Annotated in this window: 16 protein-coding genes; 8 read left to right on the top strand and 8 right to left on the bottom strand. The window is 42.6% G+C overall.

Annotated features, from left to right (window positions below):
* Positions 1 to 8: 8 nt before the first annotated feature.
* The gene (locus HWQ42_RS26830; RefSeq protein WP_292817254.1) at positions 9 to 707 is read right to left on the bottom strand and encodes a Crp/Fnr family transcriptional regulator; all 699 of its coding nucleotides are present in this window, start codon (positions 705 to 707) and stop codon (positions 9 to 11) included.
* Between the two features lie 2 nt (positions 708 to 709).
* Positions 710 to 2,113 (bottom strand): amidase, encoded by a 1,404-nt coding sequence (locus HWQ42_RS26825; RefSeq protein WP_292817252.1) that lies wholly within the window; start codon positions 2,111 to 2,113, stop codon positions 710 to 712.
* A 208-nt stretch (positions 2,114 to 2,321) separates the two neighbouring features.
* Between HWQ42_RS26825 and HWQ42_RS26820 the strand changes: the two genes are divergently transcribed.
* The gene (locus HWQ42_RS26820) at positions 2,322 to 3,776 is read left to right on the top strand and encodes a hypothetical protein (RefSeq protein ID WP_292817250.1); all 1,455 of its coding nucleotides are present in this window, start codon (positions 2,322 to 2,324) and stop codon (positions 3,774 to 3,776) included.
* 114 nt (positions 3,777 to 3,890) lie between these two features.
* On the opposite strand, the gene map is transcribed toward HWQ42_RS26820, so the two are convergent.
* The 5 genes from map to HWQ42_RS26795 all read right to left on the bottom strand — a co-directional run bounded on the left by map (position 3,891) and on the right by HWQ42_RS26795 (position 9,603).
* The gene (map, locus tag HWQ42_RS26815) at positions 3,891 to 4,718 is read right to left on the bottom strand and encodes a type I methionyl aminopeptidase (RefSeq protein WP_292817248.1); all 828 of its coding nucleotides are present in this window, start codon (positions 4,716 to 4,718) and stop codon (positions 3,891 to 3,893) included.
* A gap of 217 nt (positions 4,719 to 4,935) precedes the next feature.
* Positions 4,936 to 5,460, bottom strand: coding sequence for a plastocyanin/azurin family copper-binding protein (locus tag HWQ42_RS26810; protein WP_292817246.1), 525 nt, complete (start codon positions 5,458 to 5,460; stop codon positions 4,936 to 4,938).
* A gap of 104 nt (positions 5,461 to 5,564) precedes the next feature.
* On the bottom strand, positions 5,565 to 8,426 hold the full coding sequence (locus HWQ42_RS26805) for a pitrilysin family protein (RefSeq protein ID WP_292817244.1): 2,862 nt from the start codon (positions 8,424 to 8,426) through the stop codon (positions 5,565 to 5,567).
* A 142-nt stretch (positions 8,427 to 8,568) separates the two neighbouring features.
* Positions 8,569 to 9,012, bottom strand: coding sequence for a VOC family protein (locus HWQ42_RS26800; RefSeq protein WP_292817242.1), 444 nt, complete (start codon positions 9,010 to 9,012; stop codon positions 8,569 to 8,571).
* A 78-nt stretch (positions 9,013 to 9,090) separates the two neighbouring features.
* Positions 9,091 to 9,603: a TIGR02652 family protein gene (locus HWQ42_RS26795; RefSeq protein ID WP_292817240.1), complete on the bottom strand. Its 513-nt coding sequence runs from the start codon at positions 9,601 to 9,603 to the stop codon at positions 9,091 to 9,093.
* Between the two features lie 239 nt (positions 9,604 to 9,842).
* Here HWQ42_RS26795 and HWQ42_RS26790 point away from each other — a divergent pair, with 239 nt between their 5' ends.
* The 3 genes from HWQ42_RS26790 (at position 9,843) to HWQ42_RS26780 (ending at position 12,245) form a co-directional block, all read left to right on the top strand.
* The gene (locus tag HWQ42_RS26790; RefSeq protein WP_292817238.1) at positions 9,843 to 10,370 is read left to right on the top strand and encodes a gamma carbonic anhydrase family protein; all 528 of its coding nucleotides are present in this window, start codon (positions 9,843 to 9,845) and stop codon (positions 10,368 to 10,370) included.
* A 233-nt stretch (positions 10,371 to 10,603) separates the two neighbouring features.
* On the top strand, positions 10,604 to 10,729 hold the full coding sequence (locus HWQ42_RS26785; protein WP_099101230.1) for a photosystem II protein Y: 126 nt from the start codon (positions 10,604 to 10,606) through the stop codon (positions 10,727 to 10,729).
* Positions 10,730 to 10,883: 154 nt separating this feature from the next.
* Positions 10,884 to 12,245, top strand: a complete 1,362-nt coding sequence (locus HWQ42_RS26780; protein ID WP_292817320.1) for a folylpolyglutamate synthase/dihydrofolate synthase family protein — start codon at positions 10,884 to 10,886, stop codon at positions 12,243 to 12,245.
* Positions 12,246 to 12,358: 113 nt separating this feature from the next.
* On the opposite strand, the gene HWQ42_RS26775 is transcribed toward HWQ42_RS26780, so the two are convergent.
* The gene (locus HWQ42_RS26775) at positions 12,359 to 13,657 is read right to left on the bottom strand and encodes a sugar ABC transporter substrate-binding protein (protein ID WP_292817236.1); all 1,299 of its coding nucleotides are present in this window, start codon (positions 13,655 to 13,657) and stop codon (positions 12,359 to 12,361) included.
* A 152-nt stretch (positions 13,658 to 13,809) separates the two neighbouring features.
* On the opposite strand from HWQ42_RS26775, the gene pilM reads away from it, so the two are divergent.
* The 4 genes from pilM to HWQ42_RS26755 all read left to right on the top strand — a co-directional run bounded on the left by pilM (position 13,810) and on the right by HWQ42_RS26755 (position 18,924).
* On the top strand, positions 13,810 to 14,916 hold the full coding sequence (gene pilM / locus HWQ42_RS26770) for a type IV pilus assembly protein PilM (protein ID WP_292739541.1): 1,107 nt from the start codon (positions 13,810 to 13,812) through the stop codon (positions 14,914 to 14,916).
* A 4-nt stretch (positions 14,917 to 14,920) separates the two neighbouring features.
* Positions 14,921 to 15,697, top strand: a complete 777-nt coding sequence (locus tag HWQ42_RS26765; RefSeq protein WP_292817234.1) for a PilN domain-containing protein — start codon at positions 14,921 to 14,923, stop codon at positions 15,695 to 15,697.
* A complete protein-coding gene (locus HWQ42_RS26760; protein ID WP_292739537.1) occupies positions 15,694 to 16,461 on the top strand; it encodes a pilus assembly protein PilO in 768 nt (255 codons plus the stop codon). Before HWQ42_RS26765 ends, HWQ42_RS26760 begins: the two co-directional genes overlap by 4 nt.
* Before the next feature lie 276 nt (positions 16,462 to 16,737).
* Positions 16,738 to 18,924: an AMIN domain-containing protein gene (locus HWQ42_RS26755; protein WP_292817232.1), complete on the top strand. Its 2,187-nt coding sequence runs from the start codon at positions 16,738 to 16,740 to the stop codon at positions 18,922 to 18,924.
* Positions 18,925 to 18,973 lie beyond the last annotated feature (49 nt).

Below are 18,973 nucleotides of genomic sequence, written 5' to 3'. Positions count from 1 at the left end.
CGCCCCAACTAATCTATATCTCCAGATGCGATCGCATCTAATTTATCAACATCAAGGATCGTAATCGTCCCACCCCGACGATAAGCAATTACTGACTTGAGACTTTTAATTAATCGCACGCATTCTTCGTAAGTAATGCCGCTACTTCGAGCCATCCGATAATAAGATAATTTGACTTTTAAATACTCGCCTTGTGGACTAGATTCAGTTCCAGATTCAGCAGCAAAATATTGAATTAATCTCGCAAGGCGAACAATAGCTCTTTCAGAAACTAACCCGTGGACTGTTTCATGTAATTGCTGAATCCGACTGTTAAAAACCATCAGCATTCGTAAGGCGATTTCAGGATTTTCGCCAATAGCTTTTAATAAAGCATCTCGCTCTACAGTGAGGATTTCACAATCAGATTCAGCAGTGACAGTTGCCGGAGAAATTCCATTTCCCAACAAAGCAGGAGCCGCAAAAATTTCCCCAGCAGCTAAGGCACGGAGAATTGTTTCTTTCCCCGTTGTTGCTGTTTTGGTAACTTGAATTGATCCACTGACAACAGCGTAGAGTTTTGCTGGTAAGCGATCGCCTTCATGGAAAATAATCTCTCCTTTGCGATAGCTTTGCACCTGAGTGTAAGGTTGCAAACCGATCTTCTCTGCTGTTTCTAAACCCGCAAACACAATAATTTGCGAAAGTTGTTCCAGGGATGCCTGCATGATTAGCCTGATATTGCAAAGGCTGGACGATGATGAATCCAGGGGTTAGCCGCTTCTAATTGTGCTGCTAGGCTGATGATTGTAGCTTCAGCAGCAGGTTTACCAATTAGCTGCACACTGATAGGTAAACCCTTACTGTCAAAGCCGACAGGAATTGCGATCGCAGGTTGTCCAGTTGCATTCGCAGGCGGACAAGGGGCAACCCACTCAATAATATTTTGGAATGTCTCTTCTGGACTCAGCGAAGCCCATTCCTCAACGCGAATAGGTGAATGTAGATAAACTGGCAATACCAGCACGTCCACGGTATCGAAAAACGCCACAATTTGACGTGCCACTATCTGCATTTGGGAAACTGCTTGCAGGTATTCTCCAACGGAACCTGTGCGTGCAAATAGCCAGCGATTCAATGGTTGCAAGGCTTCAACAGGAAGTCCCGACGCGGCTACTCCAGCTTGCCAAACAATTTGAAATGGTTCAACTAAAGCGCTAAAATCTGGGGATTTTTGTTCAACGTGGTGGCCGAGTTTTTCTAATAACTGGACTGTTTGGCGGACACCTTGCTGACAGTTCGCGTCAGCTTCTCCCAAAGGAGAAATACTAGTGTCAAAGGCAATTCGCAAAGCACCGAGTTTTGTCTGAGTAGCACCGAGAAATGATGGTTCGGGATCTGGCAACCAGTAAGGATCGCCTGTCATGTAACCAGATATGGCATCCAAAAGGGCAGCAGCATCAGCAACAGTCCGGGCGATTGGCCCGTTGACGGCAATTCCAGCGAGGCGTTCGCCTACGGGTGCTTTACTTACCCTGCCCCTGGATGGTTTAAGTCCCACCAAACCACAACAAGCCGCAGGCCCCCGAATTGAACCACCACCATCAGAACCTTGAGCGATCGCACACAATCCCGCTGCTACCGCCGCCGCCGCGCCACCACTGGAACCGCCAGGGGTATATTCTAAATTCCACGGATTTCTCGCTGGGGGAAAACCCATAGGTTCACTGTAGGGAAAAGAACCTAATTCGGAAGTGGCTGTTTTACCAAGAATAGTAAATCCAGCTTGCTTAATTCTCGTTACAACCCCATCATCATAGTTAGGGATATTGTTCAGTAACGCCGGATTTCCATAAGTACAGGTAACACCTGCTACAGCATTGAGGTCTTTAATAGAAATCGGCACGCCAAAAAATGGCGGTAGTTCTGAGGTAGTTGTCAATAATTCTGTTTTGGCTTTGGCATCTGCGATCGCTAATTCTGCCGTCACCGTAAAATAACTTCCTACTTGAGGATTTAATTGCCCAATTCGTTCTAAATATATTTCTACCAACTCTAGCGGTGATATTTCCCGGCGACGAATTAATTGCGCCAACTCTAGTGCTGGGGTAAATGCTAAATCAACTTCATTCATAGGTTAGTGAATGGGTAATTTTGTCTTTCTCTGGGATTTTTAAACTGAAATTGTTACTTTAGCAGGATTTCTGGGAACTATACATTTTATAGCTCCTAAGATTTGTGACTCATTTAGGATGCTCAGATGCAATAGGTGTGGTTGTATTCTTACTCAAGCCATTTTAATTGTTCCGCATAAACTTTCGACAAATCCCCAAGGGGTATTTATGGCTAACCTAGAAATACTTGTTAGTGAATTGCCAACACTAATTCAGAATTTAAGACTGACTATTGGCGATTCTAATCAAATCATGGAACAAATTATCCTAATCAATAATGCTCAGGAACAGCTACGGAATATTAAAAAATTAATCGCTCAAGAATTGAGATTCGATCGCACTAAGAATTCTGCGATCGCTACACTTCCTCGATTAATCACAGGAGCTACTTTCTTTATGCCTAGTCTGGAGTTAGTCGATCCAGCGATCGCAGAAAAATTTGGGAACTCAGAAACTAAAATTTCATTAACTGATTTACAATCAAAAATTGATGCTTGGATTGAATGGGGCTATTTTTTGCAAGCAATAGCCGCTGATATTCTCAGTGATAGTCAGTTAGTAAATCAACTAAATTATGATATTATTAATTTAAGTATATTCAATGAATTTAAAACATTTAACGACAGCTTAAAAATTGATTTACCCTTGGGTAAAGCTAATATTTTACGAAATCAAATTGAAAGAATTACAGATTATCAAAAACAACTATTACAGTTACAGCAAAAACTAAATTATATTTTTGAGACTATTAAAAATAGTCGCAGCTTATTAAATATTTTATTAGGTGTCTCAGCTTTTTATGGTAAATCTGGTTTTGCTTTAGAGTGGTTAGATGATGACCACGAATTAATCATATCGAGTGAGGGAAAATTTCAAGAATTGACAGATATTCTCAATGATTGTGATTATTTCCAAGAACAAATTACTGCTTTAATTATTCAGGGTAATACTTTAACTCAACAGGGAGAACAAGCCCTGAAAAAGATTGAACAGGAAAATAGTAAAGAAGCAATTAGTAACGAGAAATTAGGAATAGTACCAAAGTTTTCAACACCAAAAATAGTACGTTTAACTTTGATTATCGCTTCAAGTTTATTAATCTTAACTTTTGGTAGTTTGAAAATTAGAGAACAAAGTCTAAGTTTAACTCAAGAAAGAAGTGCGAACGCCAACTTTAAATCTGCTCAAAAACTTGGTATGGAGGCTGCTTCTTTGGTTCAAAAGCCACCGCATCCTCTAAAAGTCTGGCAACAAGCAGAAATCAAATGGTATCAGGCAATAATTTTGTTAGATAGCATTCCTGATAAAACATCAGTTTATGACCGAGCAAAGAAGAAATTAGCTTACTATCAAATTAACTATAAATCTATCAGTCAAAGAGTACTAATTGAAAAGAAAGCTGTAGCAAATTTAGAATCAGCTCATAACCTAGCAACAGAAGCTAATTTATTTGTTCAAAATTCACCTCATTCACAATTAAGTCGTCAGCAAGCACAAGATAAATGGCAACAAGCAATTAATTTATTAGAAGCTATTCCAGAGAGTACGTCTGTCTCTGTACAAGCTAAAGAAATGCTTTCTATTTATAAAACTAACTATGCGGCGACTAATCAGCAATCCTAAATCATTGATGAAAATTAGATAAAATTACTATATAGCAGTTATTGAATAAATAAAGAGGTAAATCGTCCTTTTTCAACGCTTCACCTCTCAACAACAGATAATTACAGCTGACAATTACAGCTTAGAACGGTCAGTCAAAATCTCATAACCAGTCTCTGTCACCAAAACTGTATGCTCAAACTGAGCCGATAAAGAATTATCCATTGTGACTGCTGTCCAACGGTCAGATAATGTTCTGGTGTGTCTAGAACCCGCGTTTAAAATTGGCTCAATTGCCAGCGTCATCCCTGCCCGAAGTTTAACATTTGGCATCTCACGAGTACGATAGTTGAATACTGAAGGTTCTTCATGCAGGTTACGACCAACACCATGTCCAGTAAACTCTTCAACTATACTAAAGCCGTTAGATTTCACATGGTCTTCAATTGCTCCAGCTAAGTCAAGTAGGTATACACCAGCCTTAACTTGCTCAATGCCTTTATATAAAGCTTCTTCTGCTACGCGAATTAATTTAGCAGCTTCTTCTGTCACTTCACCGACAGCAATTGAAATGCAAGAATCACCATGAAAGCCTTGGAAATAAGCGCCTGTATCTACTTTTAATACATCCCCGACGCGAATCACTTTCTTGGGGCTAGGAATGCCATGTACTGCTTCATTATTAATGCTGGAGCAAATAGAAGCTGGAAAACCGTGATATCCTTTAAAACTCGGTGTTGCACCCATTTCGCGGATGCGCTTTTCTGCAAAAGCATCCAAATCAGCTGTTGTCATTCCTGGCTTTACTAGCTCGGCAATTTCTTTTAGGACAGTTGCAACAATTGCCGATGATTGCCGCATGATTTCAATTTCACGCGGCGATTTAATTTCAATTCCTCGGCGCTGTTTTTTCGCTGGTGCTGGTTGAGTAGCTTGAGAAAGTAAGTTACTGAAAATGTTCATGGGAAATTAATAATTACTGGTGGCTCTGACGCTGAAGTATCAATGCTTTCTCTAGATTAATTGAGAAATAATATCTATAATTTAACACTATGGGAGTTAGTACAGTTTGGTCTAAAATTGTGATGAATTGAGGGTTGAAATTTAAACCCAGAGGGGCGCAAAGTTACGCAGAGAATTTAATCACCTTAACTAAATGTTGTATTTAGCTCAATTATTTTTAATTTTTGATGGCAATCTCTCCAGTCATACCTGCTTCTGTATGTCCCGGTATTGTACAACGTAAGCCATAAGTACCAGATTTCAGGGGTACAAATACCCATTCGGCTTCAGCACTGGGCTTGAGTTCTAGTTCGTGAATGGCTCCTTTGATTTCTACTTTGCCTGCTTCAACTTTTTGTGTCCAGATGCCATCGGCAAAATCTTTAGCGGTAAAATAGTGCTTCAGTTGGCTGGGATTATTAAGCCGTAGTTGATAGCGTTTACCAACCTCAAATTCCAAATGATTTGGCTCAAACTTGAGTTCGTTAGCTGAATTACCCAAGCTAACCGGAATTTCTGTGGCTGGTTGCTTGAGCAAATCGCCAGACAAATTCGCCGCCATTGCTGGAGTAGCAGCGATGAAATTTAGAGCGAGGAGTAACGTTAATATCACGTAGTTACGCCGTAATATTTGTACCCAAGTAGGAATTGTGAAACTAAGGGATTTAATTACAATTTCGTAAAAACAGTTATAAATTTTCATCACTAATTCTCAAAAGGCAATGCTGATGAGCAGGAAAAATGAATAGGTAGCGGGAAAAACCACTTTACCTATTCTTTATATTATCCATGCCCAGTGCCTTATCTCTACCTAATACTTTTCTCTGCTAACACAGATGGCCCAGCAGTAACGACTACGATTTGATCTGGGTGAAGTAACTCACGAGCCGCTTGATTAACTTGGGCAAGGGTGACTTTCTGGATTTTATCAGTGAAGGAGTGCAATTCTACTTTATCTAGTCCATACACCTCATTCATCAGAATTCTATCTGTTAATTCCTCTGGGTTTGCCAGGGAAACGTTGTAGTTGCTGATGAGGGTGCGTTTAGCTGTTTCTACTTCCAATGCAGTGACGCCTTGTTGATGGATTTGCTGTAGCATCTGGCGGGTACTAGCGATCGCTTTACTGCTATCTTCAGGACTAGTCTGCATCTCAATCAAAAATGTGCCTACATTCTTCCCGGCTTGGAAGGAGCTATAAATTCCATAGCTCAAACCTTGGCGATCGCGCACTTCTGCACCTAGTCTACTAGATAAGGTATCGCCTCCCAAAATCTGGTTCAATACTAAGGCTGCATGAAATCGAGGATCGTAACGGTTAATACCTGTGTAACCCATATAAGTTACAGCTTGGGCTTTATCTGGTAAAACTGGGTTGACACTCACAATTTTCTCCGGCATTGCCACCGGGGGATATTTTAATGTAGGTGCTTTTCCGCTAACTTCCCAGTCTCCAAACTTATTTTTAATCAGCGATCGCACTTTGTCTAGATCGAAATCTCCTACCAGCGCTAGCACTGTTGTATCTGGACGATAATGTTTAGTTTTGAAATCAATCACATCCTGGCGCTGAATCTGCTGCAAACTCTCCTCTGTGGGGAAGGTATGTAAGGGATGTTTTTTTGGATAAATTGACTGAACAAATACTCTTCTGGCTACTTCTGATGGCTCATCTAATTCCTGTTGCAAATCAGTTAAAGTTTGTTGGCGATGCAGTTCCAACTCTTTGCTAGGAAAAATACTATTTTTAACAACATCTGCCAATATCTCCAGGAGTATCGGCAAATCATCTGCTAAACTATCACCTTCGATATGCACGCCTTCACGGTAGGTTTGAAAGTCTAGACTTGCCCCTCGTTCTCCTAAGACTTTAGCAATAGCTAAAACATCTTTGCTCTTAGTACCATTTAGCAAATTATCTGCCACAAAAGCAGCCAATCCAGCTTTATTCTCTGGATCAAATTCTGTCCCAGCTTGAATATAACCGCTCAAGGTAACGGTGGGAGTACTGCGATCGGGTAACAGTAATATCCGCAATCCGTTAGTCAATTTAAATTCATCTGGTAAGACTTGGGGAATCGCATCTGTAACCAAATCCACAGGCGGTAAGTACTTCATCACCTCAGAAGGAAGCACAGGTGCGCCAGGAGAGAAATTTTCTGTAGTTTGGGCTGAGTCTGGTTTGGCAGCAACTTCTGTTATCCGCTTCTGGGTTGGTTCAAAAAATCCTACTGTCCGCGCTTCTTTTGTCAAATATTTGTTAATGACAGCAACAACATCCGTCGGCTTCACCAGACTAACAGCTGCCAAATAGCGATCTGTGTAGCGATAATCACCAACGGTTGTCTCATCAGTCCCCAATCGCATTGCTTGAGAGGTGATATCACGGTTACTCAAAATTACATCTGCTGCTAATTGAGTTTTGGCTCGTTCAACTTCCTCAGATGTCACACCTTTTTCTGCTACATTAGCGATCGCACTACTCAACATTGAGTCAATTTTTTTCAAATCTTGTTTAGCTCCAGCCGTTACCAACACTTCATACCAGCCAGATTCTCGCAAACTGGTGACGGATGCTGTAACTTCACTAGCTAAACCTGATTCCACCAATGCCTGATAAAGTCTAGAATTCCGTCCCTCTGTCAAGATGTAATCCATCACATCCAGCGCCGGCACATCCGGTTGATTTGCATCCGGTAACGGATACACAACTTGTAATAGCCTTCCTGCTCCCGGTTCTCGCAATACGATGGGAGTGCTGTTAGCGGTAGCGGGGCGTTTAGCCCGTGTTGAGTGCTGAGTGTTGAGTGATGGAGATGAGGGAGAAATAACTCCTGCCTCCTGCCTGGGTAATTTGCCAAACACTTCTTTAATTGTTTCAAGAGTATTTGCAGTTTGAAAGTCTCCAACAATCACTAAGACGGCATTATCGGGACTGTAAAAATTGCGGTAATATTTTTCTACCTGCTCAACTTCAAACTTCTCGACATCAGCTTTAGTGCCACCTACTGGCAACCCATAAGCATGACTGGGAAACACCGCTTGCATGACAGCGCGGTTGAGACGATATTCTGGACTATTTTCGTAACCTTGCAACTCCGAAATTACTACCCGCTTTTCACTGGCTAATTGCTCCGGCTCAATCTGGGAATTTCGCATTCTATCTGCTTCCAGCACCAACAGCGCCTTCAGCTTATTTCTTTCCACAGTACCGTAATATGCAGTTTGATCGTAGCTGGTGAAAGCATTAGAATCACTACCTAAAGCACTAAACAAACGTCCAAATTGAATTGGACGGTTTTTTGTACCTTTAAACATCATGTGTTCCAACTGGTGGGCAATGCCATTCACACCCGGTTCTTCGTTACGCGAGCCAACCTTGTACCACACCTGCACCGTCACCACTGGCGCAGTATGTACTTCCTTTGTCAGGATAGTTAGACCATTCTCCAGCACTGTCTTGCGGACATTTTCTGTCAGTGTTGAGGGCATTATTCTTTTTGCTAGCAAGGTTGACTGATATTTTTCTTTGTTAGTAGATATAACAGGATGTTGGCTATGAGCAGGTCGATCGCTCAACAAAAAAACAGCTACTAGCCATAAACTTAAAAGTAATAACGGCAGGGGATATTTATAAAATTTGGAATAAAATTTGGAAAATCCGTACATGTATTTAGCAAATTTATCTGTAAATTAAGTTACATAATTTTTTTTGTGAGTGACTACACTGTAATCTGGCAAAAAAATCTGTGACTTCAGTAACAATACAGAAAAACAATATATTAGCAACAAAGGTAATAAAAAAGCTAAATTATGAGATTTTTGCTAAAATCCGAATGAATTCCAGAGGCAAGCCATCAGTATCGGCGATGAAAGCTACTTCGTAAATGCGATCGCCTATTTGCTGTTGTGTCGGTTCTAAAAGCACCTTCAACGGTTCTAATCCTTCGGTTTGAATCTCGGCAGCTACTGAAACACGTTCTTGTAAACTTGTCAACCAGCTAGGTAAATCTGGTGTAATCTCAGTTAAATCGAACGAGAGATGATAATATCCCACATAATGTTCGTCAGCAAACGCATCTGGGGCTGGTTTTGGTTCGGGAATTTGGATTAGTTCAATTCTGCCGCCCAATCCTTCCATCCAGCAAGCTAAGGTGTAGCCTGTAGTAAAGCGTTCTGAGATTGTAAACCCTAAAAGTTCGTAGAAAGCGATCGCTCGATGAATCTTCGCAGTCCGAATAGAGGCGTGGTGCATATTAATCCTTAGTCTTTAGTCCTTAGTCATTTGTCCTTTGTTATTCACTAATGACAAATGACTAATGACAAATGACCATTACTCAAACAACCTGAAATAAGGGTAGCGTACAGGGACACCAGGCTCTTTTTCCAAGTCAAAATTAATCACTTCCCAACAGTCATCATCTGAAGTATCGGGGCTAAACTCCACGGGTAAACCGTACAAACGCGCCGCAGTAGCTTCTGGTTGTCCAGAACGCCAAGGCGTGCTGCGTTCTAAGTAGCCACTCATCAATTCCTGATAGCGTCGAGCAATAATTACTCGTGTTGCTCGAAAGCCTTGGGTATAGAGCTTATCTAATGCTTCGTGAATTTCAAAGCGAATACCATCAGGATGAGTATGTTGTCTATACCATTCATTATTCCACCTCCGCCAATGACGCCCCGATTGCAAATGGATTAACTCTCCATTTTTAGGATTAGCTTCAAACGCGCCATGACGCGGACACAAATAGGTATCTGTGAGTGTCAGCGCCGGAATAGTCTGGCGACAATGGGGACACTGTATTTCCGGCCCAAACATCGGGTACTGCAAACCTGGATTCATCATGAAGTGCGTACAAACATAGTTTTGTCTTCACCAGCACTAGTGGGTTGGATTATACACTTCGGCTCAACCACTTTGAGTTACTTGCTCACTGCTGCATAGACACGGTGTTGCGGCAGGAACATTGTTCACTAGTGTTTTCCTCAGCGTAGAGGCTTGACGCTGTGATATCCTGGTTGTGCAACCAGCCTCAAAGGTTGGAGTTTCTCCAGTGTTCCTGGGTACCATATTCATATTCTATCGTGTCTACCGCGTCTTACTGGACATCTCCTGATTTTTCTCAAGCTGCCTTCATTGCGGACAATGCTGTTGTTATGGGTTCAGTAAATATAGCAACAGGAGTGAGCATTTGGTATGGAGCAGTGGTGAGAGGAGATGTAGAACGGATTGAAATTGGCGAATGCACAAATATTCAGGATGGTGCAATTTTACATGGTGATGCTGGTTTTCCAACAATCTTAGAAGATCATGTTACCGTAGGGCATCGCGCTGTCGTACATTCTGCTTACATTGAGCGTGGAAGTTTGATTGGCATTGGCGCAGTGATTTTAGATGGGGTACGAGTGGGCGCTGGTAGCATTATTGGTGCTGGCGCAGTGGTAACTAAAAATGTACCGCCTTTGTCCTTAGTTGTCGGTATTCCAGGTAAAGTATTACGGCAAGTAACAGATGTTGAAGCCGCAGAACTGATTGAACACGCTAAACGTTACCAAAAGTTAGCTTTAGTTCATGCTGGTAAGAGTACTGATATTGGTTTTAGCAAGGCTTAGAGAGTGGGGAAGAATCATGGAAGCAGGGGAGCAGGGAGCAGAGGAGAAGTTGCAGTAAGTATTTTCCCCTCTGCCCCCCGCACCCCGCCCCTCTGCCTCTTTTCAATGCCCAATGCCCCATAAATTAAACATTCTTTACATTTGTATTTGGAAAAATTGCCCACTTCAGCTAAAAATAAAAATGAGAGCTGTTGACAAAACTTTAATTTCTACTTAAGAGAGGGGTTCTAGATATGGATATCGATTTTCGTATAGCGATCGTTTTAGCACCAGTTGTTATTGCCGCTAGCTGGGCAGTGTTCAATATTGGCGCTGCGGCTTTAAGACAAATTCAAGGCTTTTTGGATAGAGAAGCTTAAATTCATTAATCGGGTATGGGGCACGGGGCTTAGTAGTCTTCCTTGTCCCCCTGTCCCCTTTGTCTCCAACTCAGCGGGAGGCTAAAGGTATATCATCCCCAGTCTTTTATTTTGAATTTTGAATTTTGAATTGATTTCTCCCTACTCCCATTCCTTGGATATCGATTCTGTAATACAACCCCTGCAACGCTTTGGTGTCCATTTGGGACTCGATCGCATTGTCAATCTATTGGCAAATCTCGGCAATCCCCATCACCAAGTTCCGGTAATTCATGTTGCTGGCACTAATGGCAAAGGTTCAGCCTGTGCCTATCTTTCCTCGGTACTCACTGAGGCTGGTTATCGTACAGGACGCTACACTTCCCCCCATTTAGTTGATTGGACGGAACGCATTTGTCTGAATGAACAGCCAATTTCCTCTGAGGAATTGAGTCAATTATTAGAAAAAGTCCAAGCGGTTATTCGTCCTGATGACGAATCGGCAACTCAGTTTGAAGTAATTACGGCGGCTGCTTGGTTATATTTTGCCCAGCAGCAAGTTGATGTAGCTGTGGTAGAAGTCGGACTAGGAGGGCGCTTAGATGCAACCAATGTCTGCTTGGAACCTTTAGTTACGCTCATTACTTCCATTAGCCGCGAACACTGGCAGCAACTTGGCCCTACCCTTGCTGATATTGCTAGAGAAAAAGCAGGTATTCTCAAAACTGGATGTCCCGTTGTGGTTGGTCCATTACCACCAGAGGCAGACAAAGTGGTGCGATCGCGTGCCTTAGAATTACAATGCCCAATTTTTACACCTCAACCTGCCCGTGAAATCGCTACAGGATGGGCAGAGTATGAAACAATTCAAAATGACGCTCTCTACGAGACGCTGCGCGAACGCGGACTCGCTAACGCTGCGCTAACAAAATTCAAAATTCAAAATTTAAAATTAATTAAATACCCTTTGCCCTTAGTGGGACAGATTCAGTTAACTAATTCAGCTTTGGCTTTAGCTGCTTTAGAAATTCTCCAACAACAGGGTTGGCAGATTTCAGAAGAAGCCATAACTAACGGTATGGCAAAAACTAAATGGCCGGGGCGAATGCAATGGACTACTTGGAACAACCATAAATTATTACTTGATGGCGCTCATAATACCGCCGCCGCCCAAGTTCTCCGCCAGTATGTTGATAGCTTAGACGCAGTTAACCACAAGCCTGTCAATTGGGTTATGGGAATGTTTGCCGATAAGGATCATACTGATATTTTTACCGCCTTAATGCGACCAGGCGATCGCCTTTATTTAGTACCAATACCAGTAGAACCTTGGGCCGGTAGAACTTCTGCTGACCTAGATTACTTATCAAACCTAGCTTACAGCCTCTGTCCCGAATTAAGCGATCGCCAAATCCATCCAGATTTATCCACAGCACTAGAAGCCGTCACTACAACCGCTACCACAGAAGATTTAATCGTTTTGTGTGGTTCCCTTTATTTAGTTGGTGATTTTTTACAAATGAGGAATAGGGAATAGGGAATAGGGAATAGGGATTAACAATTCAAAATTAAAGAACTTCTGCCTTCTGCAAGAACTGCCTCCTCTTTCCCAATGCCCAATGCCCAATGCCCAATGCCCAATGCCCAAATTTACCTTTGATTCCACTCTTGCGCCGCATCTTCAACAGCTTTATCTACAGTTTTCTCACCTAACATTGCTGCTTGCAAGTTCTCATAAACTGCCTTTTGCAGTTTATTAAAATCCTTCAAGGTAGGGGTCAATATTTCTGCCTTTGGCAGTTCTTGAGCACTCATAACTCGTGCTTTTTCTATTGTTGAAGCATTAGCTGGAACATCTTTAAAGTAAGTATCAGACAATGCTTTGATTGTAGAAGGTAGGACATTTGCAGCTTTCGCAAAAGCTAACTGATTTTCGTCATTGGTGACAAATAAAGCAAACTTCACAGCGCCATCTGGTTGTTTGCTATAGCGGGGAATAACTATGTTCATTACCGCGACATTTTTCTTACCTGTGTCACCAGTGAGTTGAGGTGCTATTTCTGAAGCTTGAGCAATTTTTGGGGCATTATTTGCGATCGTTTTCAGAAACTCTGGTCCAGAAGCTAGAAACGCAGTCTCTCCAGATTGGTATAAATCGATCGCATGGCGATGTCCTTGGGTTAAAGCCTCTTTAGGAAGCAACCCTTTTTTATACAAGTCTACCCAATATTGAAACGCGGCTTTTCCTTGTGCTGAATTAAACGCCGCTTTACCCTCAGCATCTATTAAGGTGACTCCCATTTGCACGAAAGATTCCAGCACTTCACCAGAATCTTGCGGTACGAAAGTCACAAAAAAGGCATATTTACCCGTCTTGTCTTTAATTTGTTGCGCGGCTTGTGCCAATTCTGCGTAGGTTGCAGGGACTTTATTGATACCTGCCTGTTTTAATAAATCAGTGTTATAAATGGTTAACCGTGTGGTGAGATACCAGGGAATCCCAAAACTCTTACCATTAAGCGTGCTTGCTTTCCAGATATTTGGCAGATAGGAGGAACGTACATCATTTGGGACTTTCGCATCTAAATCTAACCAGGCATTTCGTCCGGCAAGTTGGGAAGCAAAACCCGGATTTAAGTTGACTACATCAGGTGGCGTTTTTGCGGAGACAGCTGTTAATATTTTGTTCTCCATTGCTGCCCAAGGTACATCAACCCAGTTAATCTTTATACCTGGATTTTGCGATTCAAAATTCGCAATTAGGCTTTTGAAGTAGTCGGTAAATTGAGGTTGGAGTTGCATTGTCCAAAACTCAACAGTTCCCACTCCTGAAGTAGCTTGTTTTGTACTTGTATTAACATTACCTGTGCTACAACTTACAATCCAACTGGTTAATAAGCCAAGCAGTACCAAAGCAACAAGTTGTTTAAATTTTCGCAATTGAATCATTTTCCCAGTATTTTTACGCTTGATCAGTGTGAAAAGCTTAGACAGAATTGTTGAGATTATAGGCTAAATAAATTACCCGTAAAGACGTAATATATAACGCCTTTACCGCAACAAATTTAAATTTTCAATTTAGCAGTCCAGCGGGCACAACTGTGGTAAAAAGCTTCAATAGTCTGTTTGGCAAATCGAAAAAAGGGGTAGGCATTGAACTTGCTCCCGAACGGGTGAATGTTGTTCAGCTACGCAAGCAGGGTCAAGGCTTGAAACTAGAAATCTATACATCGGTAGCAGTTCCACAAGGGATAGTTATCGATGGTCAAATCAGCGACCCTCCAGCAATGGCGCAATTAATCCAGCAAGCGCTAGCTGAAAGCAAAATCAAAACTTCTCATGTTGCTACTGGTGTACCAGGACGAGATTCTATCGTTCGGATTATACCAGTGCCAGCAGAGTTAGATGATAAAGAACTGCGAGAAATGGTGCTGAACCATGAAGCAGGTTTGTATTTACCTTATCCTCGTGAAGAGGCTGATGTAGATTATCAGAAACTTGGGTATTTTGTAGATGAAGATGGCATTGAAAAAGTACACGTACTTTTAGTTGCCACCCGTAAGGAGATCACGGATACCTATATAAGTACATTCGAGCAGGCAGGATTACAAATTGATGTTTTAGAAATTAACAGTTTTGCTCTAATTCGGACTATTCGTGAACAACTACGACAATTTGGGCCGCAAGAAGCAGCAGTACTAGTTGATATCGAGTTCGACAGTACAGAAATCGCCATCATCGTTAACGGAGTACCGCAATTTTCGCGCACAGTCCCAATCGGGACTTATCAAATGCAAACTGCCTTAGCTAGGGCAATGAGCTTACCTACTTCACGAGATATGGAACTGTTACACGGAATGGTTATTCCTGCAACTCCCATAGACGGCGGAAAAACTGGCGTTACCGAACTCGATCCTGGTATGGCTGCCATCTTGAGAGTCTTGGGAGAACTGACGGATGAACTGCGCCGTTCCATCGATTTTTACCTGAATCAAAGTGAAAATTTGGAGGTAGCGCAGATTTTATTAGCTGGGCCAGGAGGTGGACTTCAACAGCTAGACGAATTTTTTACCCAACGATTGAGCTTGCCAACTACCCAAATAGATCCAATCGGGTCTTTATCTTTGGAAGTGGACACTGATAAATATCCACAGGTACAACGCTCTGGCTTGGCGATCGTACTCGGTCTGGGAATGCGGGAGGTGTAATAAAATGTATAGCCTAGATGTTAACTTTCTTAAAGACCGTCCAGCATACCAGAAAAAGCCAGAGAGACAAGGAGGAATAGCCCTAAAATTTCCCACGGGGGATTTGACACTACTGTATGTGGGAGTTGCAGTAGGTATAGGTCTTCCAGCTTTATTGGGAACTGCTTGGTGGTTGCTGCAAGGGAAGATTGTTGAATTAGATGGTCAGATTGCACAACTAGACCAAGAAAGCAAGAGGTTAGATACAGAAATAGGAAATATTAACAAAATCAAAGCCGAGACAAACGCAATTAAAGGGGAAACCCAAGCTTTAGTAACTGTATTTGACCAGATTCGTCCTTGGTCAGCAATGCTGCAAGATTTGCGCGATCGCATTCCAAGCGCAGTACAAATCGAGAACATCAAGCAAATCCCACCTATTGCGGTAGCGGCAGGTCAGCCACCAAATAATCCCGCAGGGGGATTAGAAATTAACGGATTGGCTCGTTCTTTTAATGATGTCAATGATTTCTTATTGAGTTTACAACAGTCTCAGTTTTTAAAGCCCACAGAAACCAGAATTCTCACAGCAACGTTAGTAGATGCTCCCTTAACACCAAGTGCGAGTCAATCTTCTACTGATGTAACAATTAAGCCACCTCAAGTAGTTAAATACACTATTCAATCGAGCATGAACGACGTTCCAGCGTCGGAATTAATTCGAGAGTTAGAAAAAAAAGGCACAGTGGGGTTAGTAACTCGAATTCGTAATATGCAACAAACAGGAGTCATTTCAAAATGACGCTGAGTGATGATTTAAATTTTGCCGAACAAGGTGGGGAATTCGATCAGGCTACGTCAGCCGCACCTGTAGTATTTGGTATTGCCTTCACACCAAAAATTATTGGGATCTTGGTGGGGGTAATTGGTTTAGCGGGAGCAGGTTATATATTGTTAAACCTGCTGATGCCAGCTTGGGAAAGCTATCAGCAGCAGCAAGCCAAAAGCACTGAACTGCAAGGGCAAATTGAGCAAAAAAAAGCCAATATCAAACAGATTGACAAAGTTAAAGACGAACTAGCACAGGCAAAGCAGCAAAAAGTTCAGGTTTTAAGTTTATTTGCTAACGAAAAAACCTTAGATACATTACTGTTGGATTTGAACCGCTTAATTGAGTCTGGCAATAGTGCAACTTCTATTAATGCAGTAAGAGCCAAACTGAAGAGATATGTGCCAATTTCCCAAAAACCAGAACCGATTACCGATGGAAGTCTAGGACTAGGGGTTAACGGCAAGTTGCAACGCAGTACTATCAGCGCTGAGATTACAGCAACTTATGAACAAACACAATCGATAATTCGTAACATTGAGCGGTTACAGCCTTTGTTAATAGTTAAAGATTATCAAGCAACTTTGGCTCCAGCAGAGTCAAGATCCCCATTAGATAAAACGCCGATGCAGGTAGGCCCAGCAGCGATTAATACATCATTCCAGTTACAGGTATTGATGCCACTTAGTCCAGAAGAAATAGCCGCAGCAGCAGCTACAGCTGCCCCGAAAAAGTAGTCAAATTAGAGCTAGGACGAATAGAATTGGCGGCTACACAAGCGTAGACAAACCTTCCCGCAGACTAAGGAAATAATTGAGGGTTTTGAAACTCACGTTCGCCGTTGGCGTTCTTGCAGGGTTGGTGGGTAAAGTCTCGTGTAGTCAAAGCGCGGTCTTCTCCCACAGGAAGAGGCTAGCGCCAATGGGGTTTCCCCATAAGCAATTGGCGTGCGGTTTCTAACCGCCTAATCAAAATTGTATGTAAACAGGGTTTTATAAGGTGAGGAATGAACTGTGAAACAGCTTCACGGTAATAGTTTTATTTTAGGTACTGCCGCTTTTGTATTTTTGGCGGCTCAACCAGTTTGGGCACAAATTAGTCAAGTTACTAATGTCCAGTTAAATCCGGTTAATGGTGGAATTAGCGTTGCTTTGAAAACTTCTTCTGGGTCACGCCCCCAAGTTTTCACTACCAAAAGAGGCAAGGCTTTAGTCGCTGATGTTATCAACACTCAATTACGATTACCACAAGGTAATAGTTTTCGTCAAGATAACCCAGCACCAGGAATTGCATCTGTTGAGGTTAATCAGCTTGATGCTAATAGCATTCGGGTAACGGTAACTGGCAGCAACGATGCACCTGGCAGTCAACCTGTGATGCGATCGCCAAATGGAATTACACTCAGCTTTAGCCCTTCAACAGGCACTACAGCATCAGTGCCAACGCCAACAGCCCCAACAGCCCCAATATCCACAGCACCACCCGTTACTACTCCAGCCCAACCTGGTCAAAATCCAGGTGTTCTCGTTCCTAACCCGGAAGTCACCATTGACGGACAACCTACACAAGCTGCTGGGCCAGGTCAACCTCTGAGTCAGGCTCCACCTTTCTTGCCTAGAGCCGTCGCTCCACCAGTAGGTGATATTGCCATTTCCGCTACCGATGCTTCTCCTAGCACCATTGACTTAGCAACTCAGGAACGTGTACCTCGTCTAGTACTGCGAGATGCCCCAGTGCGTGAGGTTTTATCATTGCTTGCCCGTGCGGCTGGTTTGAACTTGGCTTACGTAGGAGGTGAGCAAGGTGGTGGAGGTCAGCCAGGTGCCGATGCTAATGCACCAGCAGTTTCTCAAACAATCTCGCTAGATATAGAAAATGAGCCAGTGCAAGATGTGTTTAACTACGTTTTGCGCCTGAGTGGTTTAGAAGCTAACCGCAGTGGTCGTACAGTTTTTGTAGGGGCTAAACTACCTAATGCAACCCGTGATATGGTTGTGCGTAGTATACGACTCAATCAGGTAAGAGCGTCAACTGCACTGGACTATTTGGTTGGTTTAGGGGCAGAAAGTGCCACTATTAAGGAACGCCTGATTACTACTACTAAGACTAGCAGTGTGGGACAGGCTGACCAAGGAGGCTCACAACAAAGTGAAAGTAGCTCCTCTACAGAAAGCAGTGTTCAAACTCGACGCGCTGAGTTTAAAGACTCAACGCCTTTACTCAGAGGGTTACAGGCGTTAGGAGACGAACGCACGAATTCCATTACCTTGATTGGCCCTCCCAAGTTAATTGATATTGCCATAGCTCAAATCTCTTCGCTTGATATCCGCCGTCGTCAAGTAGCAGTAAACGTTAGGATTATCGACGTTAACCTCTTGGCAGCCAATGATTTCAACACTAGCTTTTCCTTTGGGGTTGGTAATAACTTTTTTACTAGTGAAGGCGGTGCTGCATCTCTGAATTTTGGCGGTTCTAGACCGGCTTCTAGGACTGAAGCGGCAAACAGCTTGACTAGTACACCGATCATCAATAATCTTGCTAGCACTCTTACATCGCCATACCAGTTCCCTAAGCGTCTTCTTGCTAGTTTGCAGGCTCAGGTTACAAATGGCAATGCCAAGATTTTGACCGACCCAACCTTAATTGTGCAAGAAGGTCAAGCAGCTGTTATAAACTTAACCCAAGAAGTGGTTGGACAAATCACAACAACGATAGTTGATACTCCTGGTGGCTCTAGACAACTGACACAAGCAACAAAACAGGACGTGGGTTTAACTATGCAAGTTAAAATTGATAGAATTGACGACAATGGTTTTGTCTCTCTATCAGTCGCTCCTAGTGTTAGCTCACCCCAAAGTGACGTGGATACAGGAAATGGGCGAATTACTTTAATATCTAAACGTGACCTTAATTCTGGCTTAATTCGTCTACGAGATGGTCAAACGCTCATTCTTAGCGGTATTATTCAAGACTCAGACAGAACAAGTGTCTCCAAAATTCCTATCTTAGGCGATATTCCTCTACTCGGTTCACTGTTTAGAAGAACAAACAAAATTAATCAGCGCCAAGAGGTGATTGTGTTGCTCACACCTCAGATTATGGACGACTCTGAGAACTCCTCCTACGGCTATAACTATGCCCCTAGCCCTGAAGTGCGGCAAATCCTTGAGCGTCGGGGGTTGAAGAGTCCTGGCAGGTAATTAAAGATAATCAGTAGGTGAATCACCTCTGCTAAAGGCTCAGATCCGC

Source organism: Nostoc sp. JL23, from assembly GCF_017115065.1.
Taxonomy (GTDB): Bacteria; Cyanobacteriota; Cyanobacteriia; order Cyanobacteriales; family Nostocaceae; genus Nostoc; species Nostoc punctiforme_A.
This window is presented reverse-complemented; position numbering and strand designations above follow the sequence as displayed.

Bases quoted from the DNA above. Each gene is read 5' to 3' on its own strand.
- HWQ42_RS26760 (WP_292739537.1), top strand. From the start codon at position 15,694: ATGACGCTGAGTGATGATTTAAATTTTGCCGAACAAGGTGGGGAATTC.
- HWQ42_RS26785 (WP_099101230.1), top strand. From the start codon at position 10,604: ATGGATATCGATTTTCGTATAGCGATCGTTTTAGCACCAGTTGTTATT.
- map (WP_292817248.1), bottom strand. From the start codon at position 4,718: ATGAACATTTTCAGTAACTTACTTTCTCAAGCTACTCAACCAGCACCA.
- HWQ42_RS26820 (WP_292817250.1), top strand. From the start codon at position 2,322: ATGGCTAACCTAGAAATACTTGTTAGTGAATTGCCAACACTAATTCAG.
- HWQ42_RS26830 (WP_292817254.1), bottom strand. From the start codon at position 707: ATGCAGGCATCCCTGGAACAACTTTCGCAAATTATTGTGTTTGCGGGT.
- HWQ42_RS26810 (WP_292817246.1), bottom strand. From the start codon at position 5,460: ATGAAAATTTATAACTGTTTTTACGAAATTGTAATTAAATCCCTTAGT.
- HWQ42_RS26800 (WP_292817242.1), bottom strand. From the start codon at position 9,012: ATGCACCACGCCTCTATTCGGACTGCGAAGATTCATCGAGCGATCGCT.
- HWQ42_RS26765 (WP_292817234.1), top strand. From the start codon at position 14,921: ATGTATAGCCTAGATGTTAACTTTCTTAAAGACCGTCCAGCATACCAG.
- HWQ42_RS26825 (WP_292817252.1), bottom strand. From the start codon at position 2,113: ATGAATGAAGTTGATTTAGCATTTACCCCAGCACTAGAGTTGGCGCAA.
- HWQ42_RS26795 (WP_292817240.1), bottom strand. From the start codon at position 9,603: ATGATGAATCCAGGTTTGCAGTACCCGATGTTTGGGCCGGAAATACAG.
- HWQ42_RS26775 (WP_292817236.1), bottom strand. From the start codon at position 13,657: ATGATTCAATTGCGAAAATTTAAACAACTTGTTGCTTTGGTACTGCTT.
- HWQ42_RS26805 (WP_292817244.1), bottom strand. From the start codon at position 8,426: ATGTACGGATTTTCCAAATTTTATTCCAAATTTTATAAATATCCCCTG.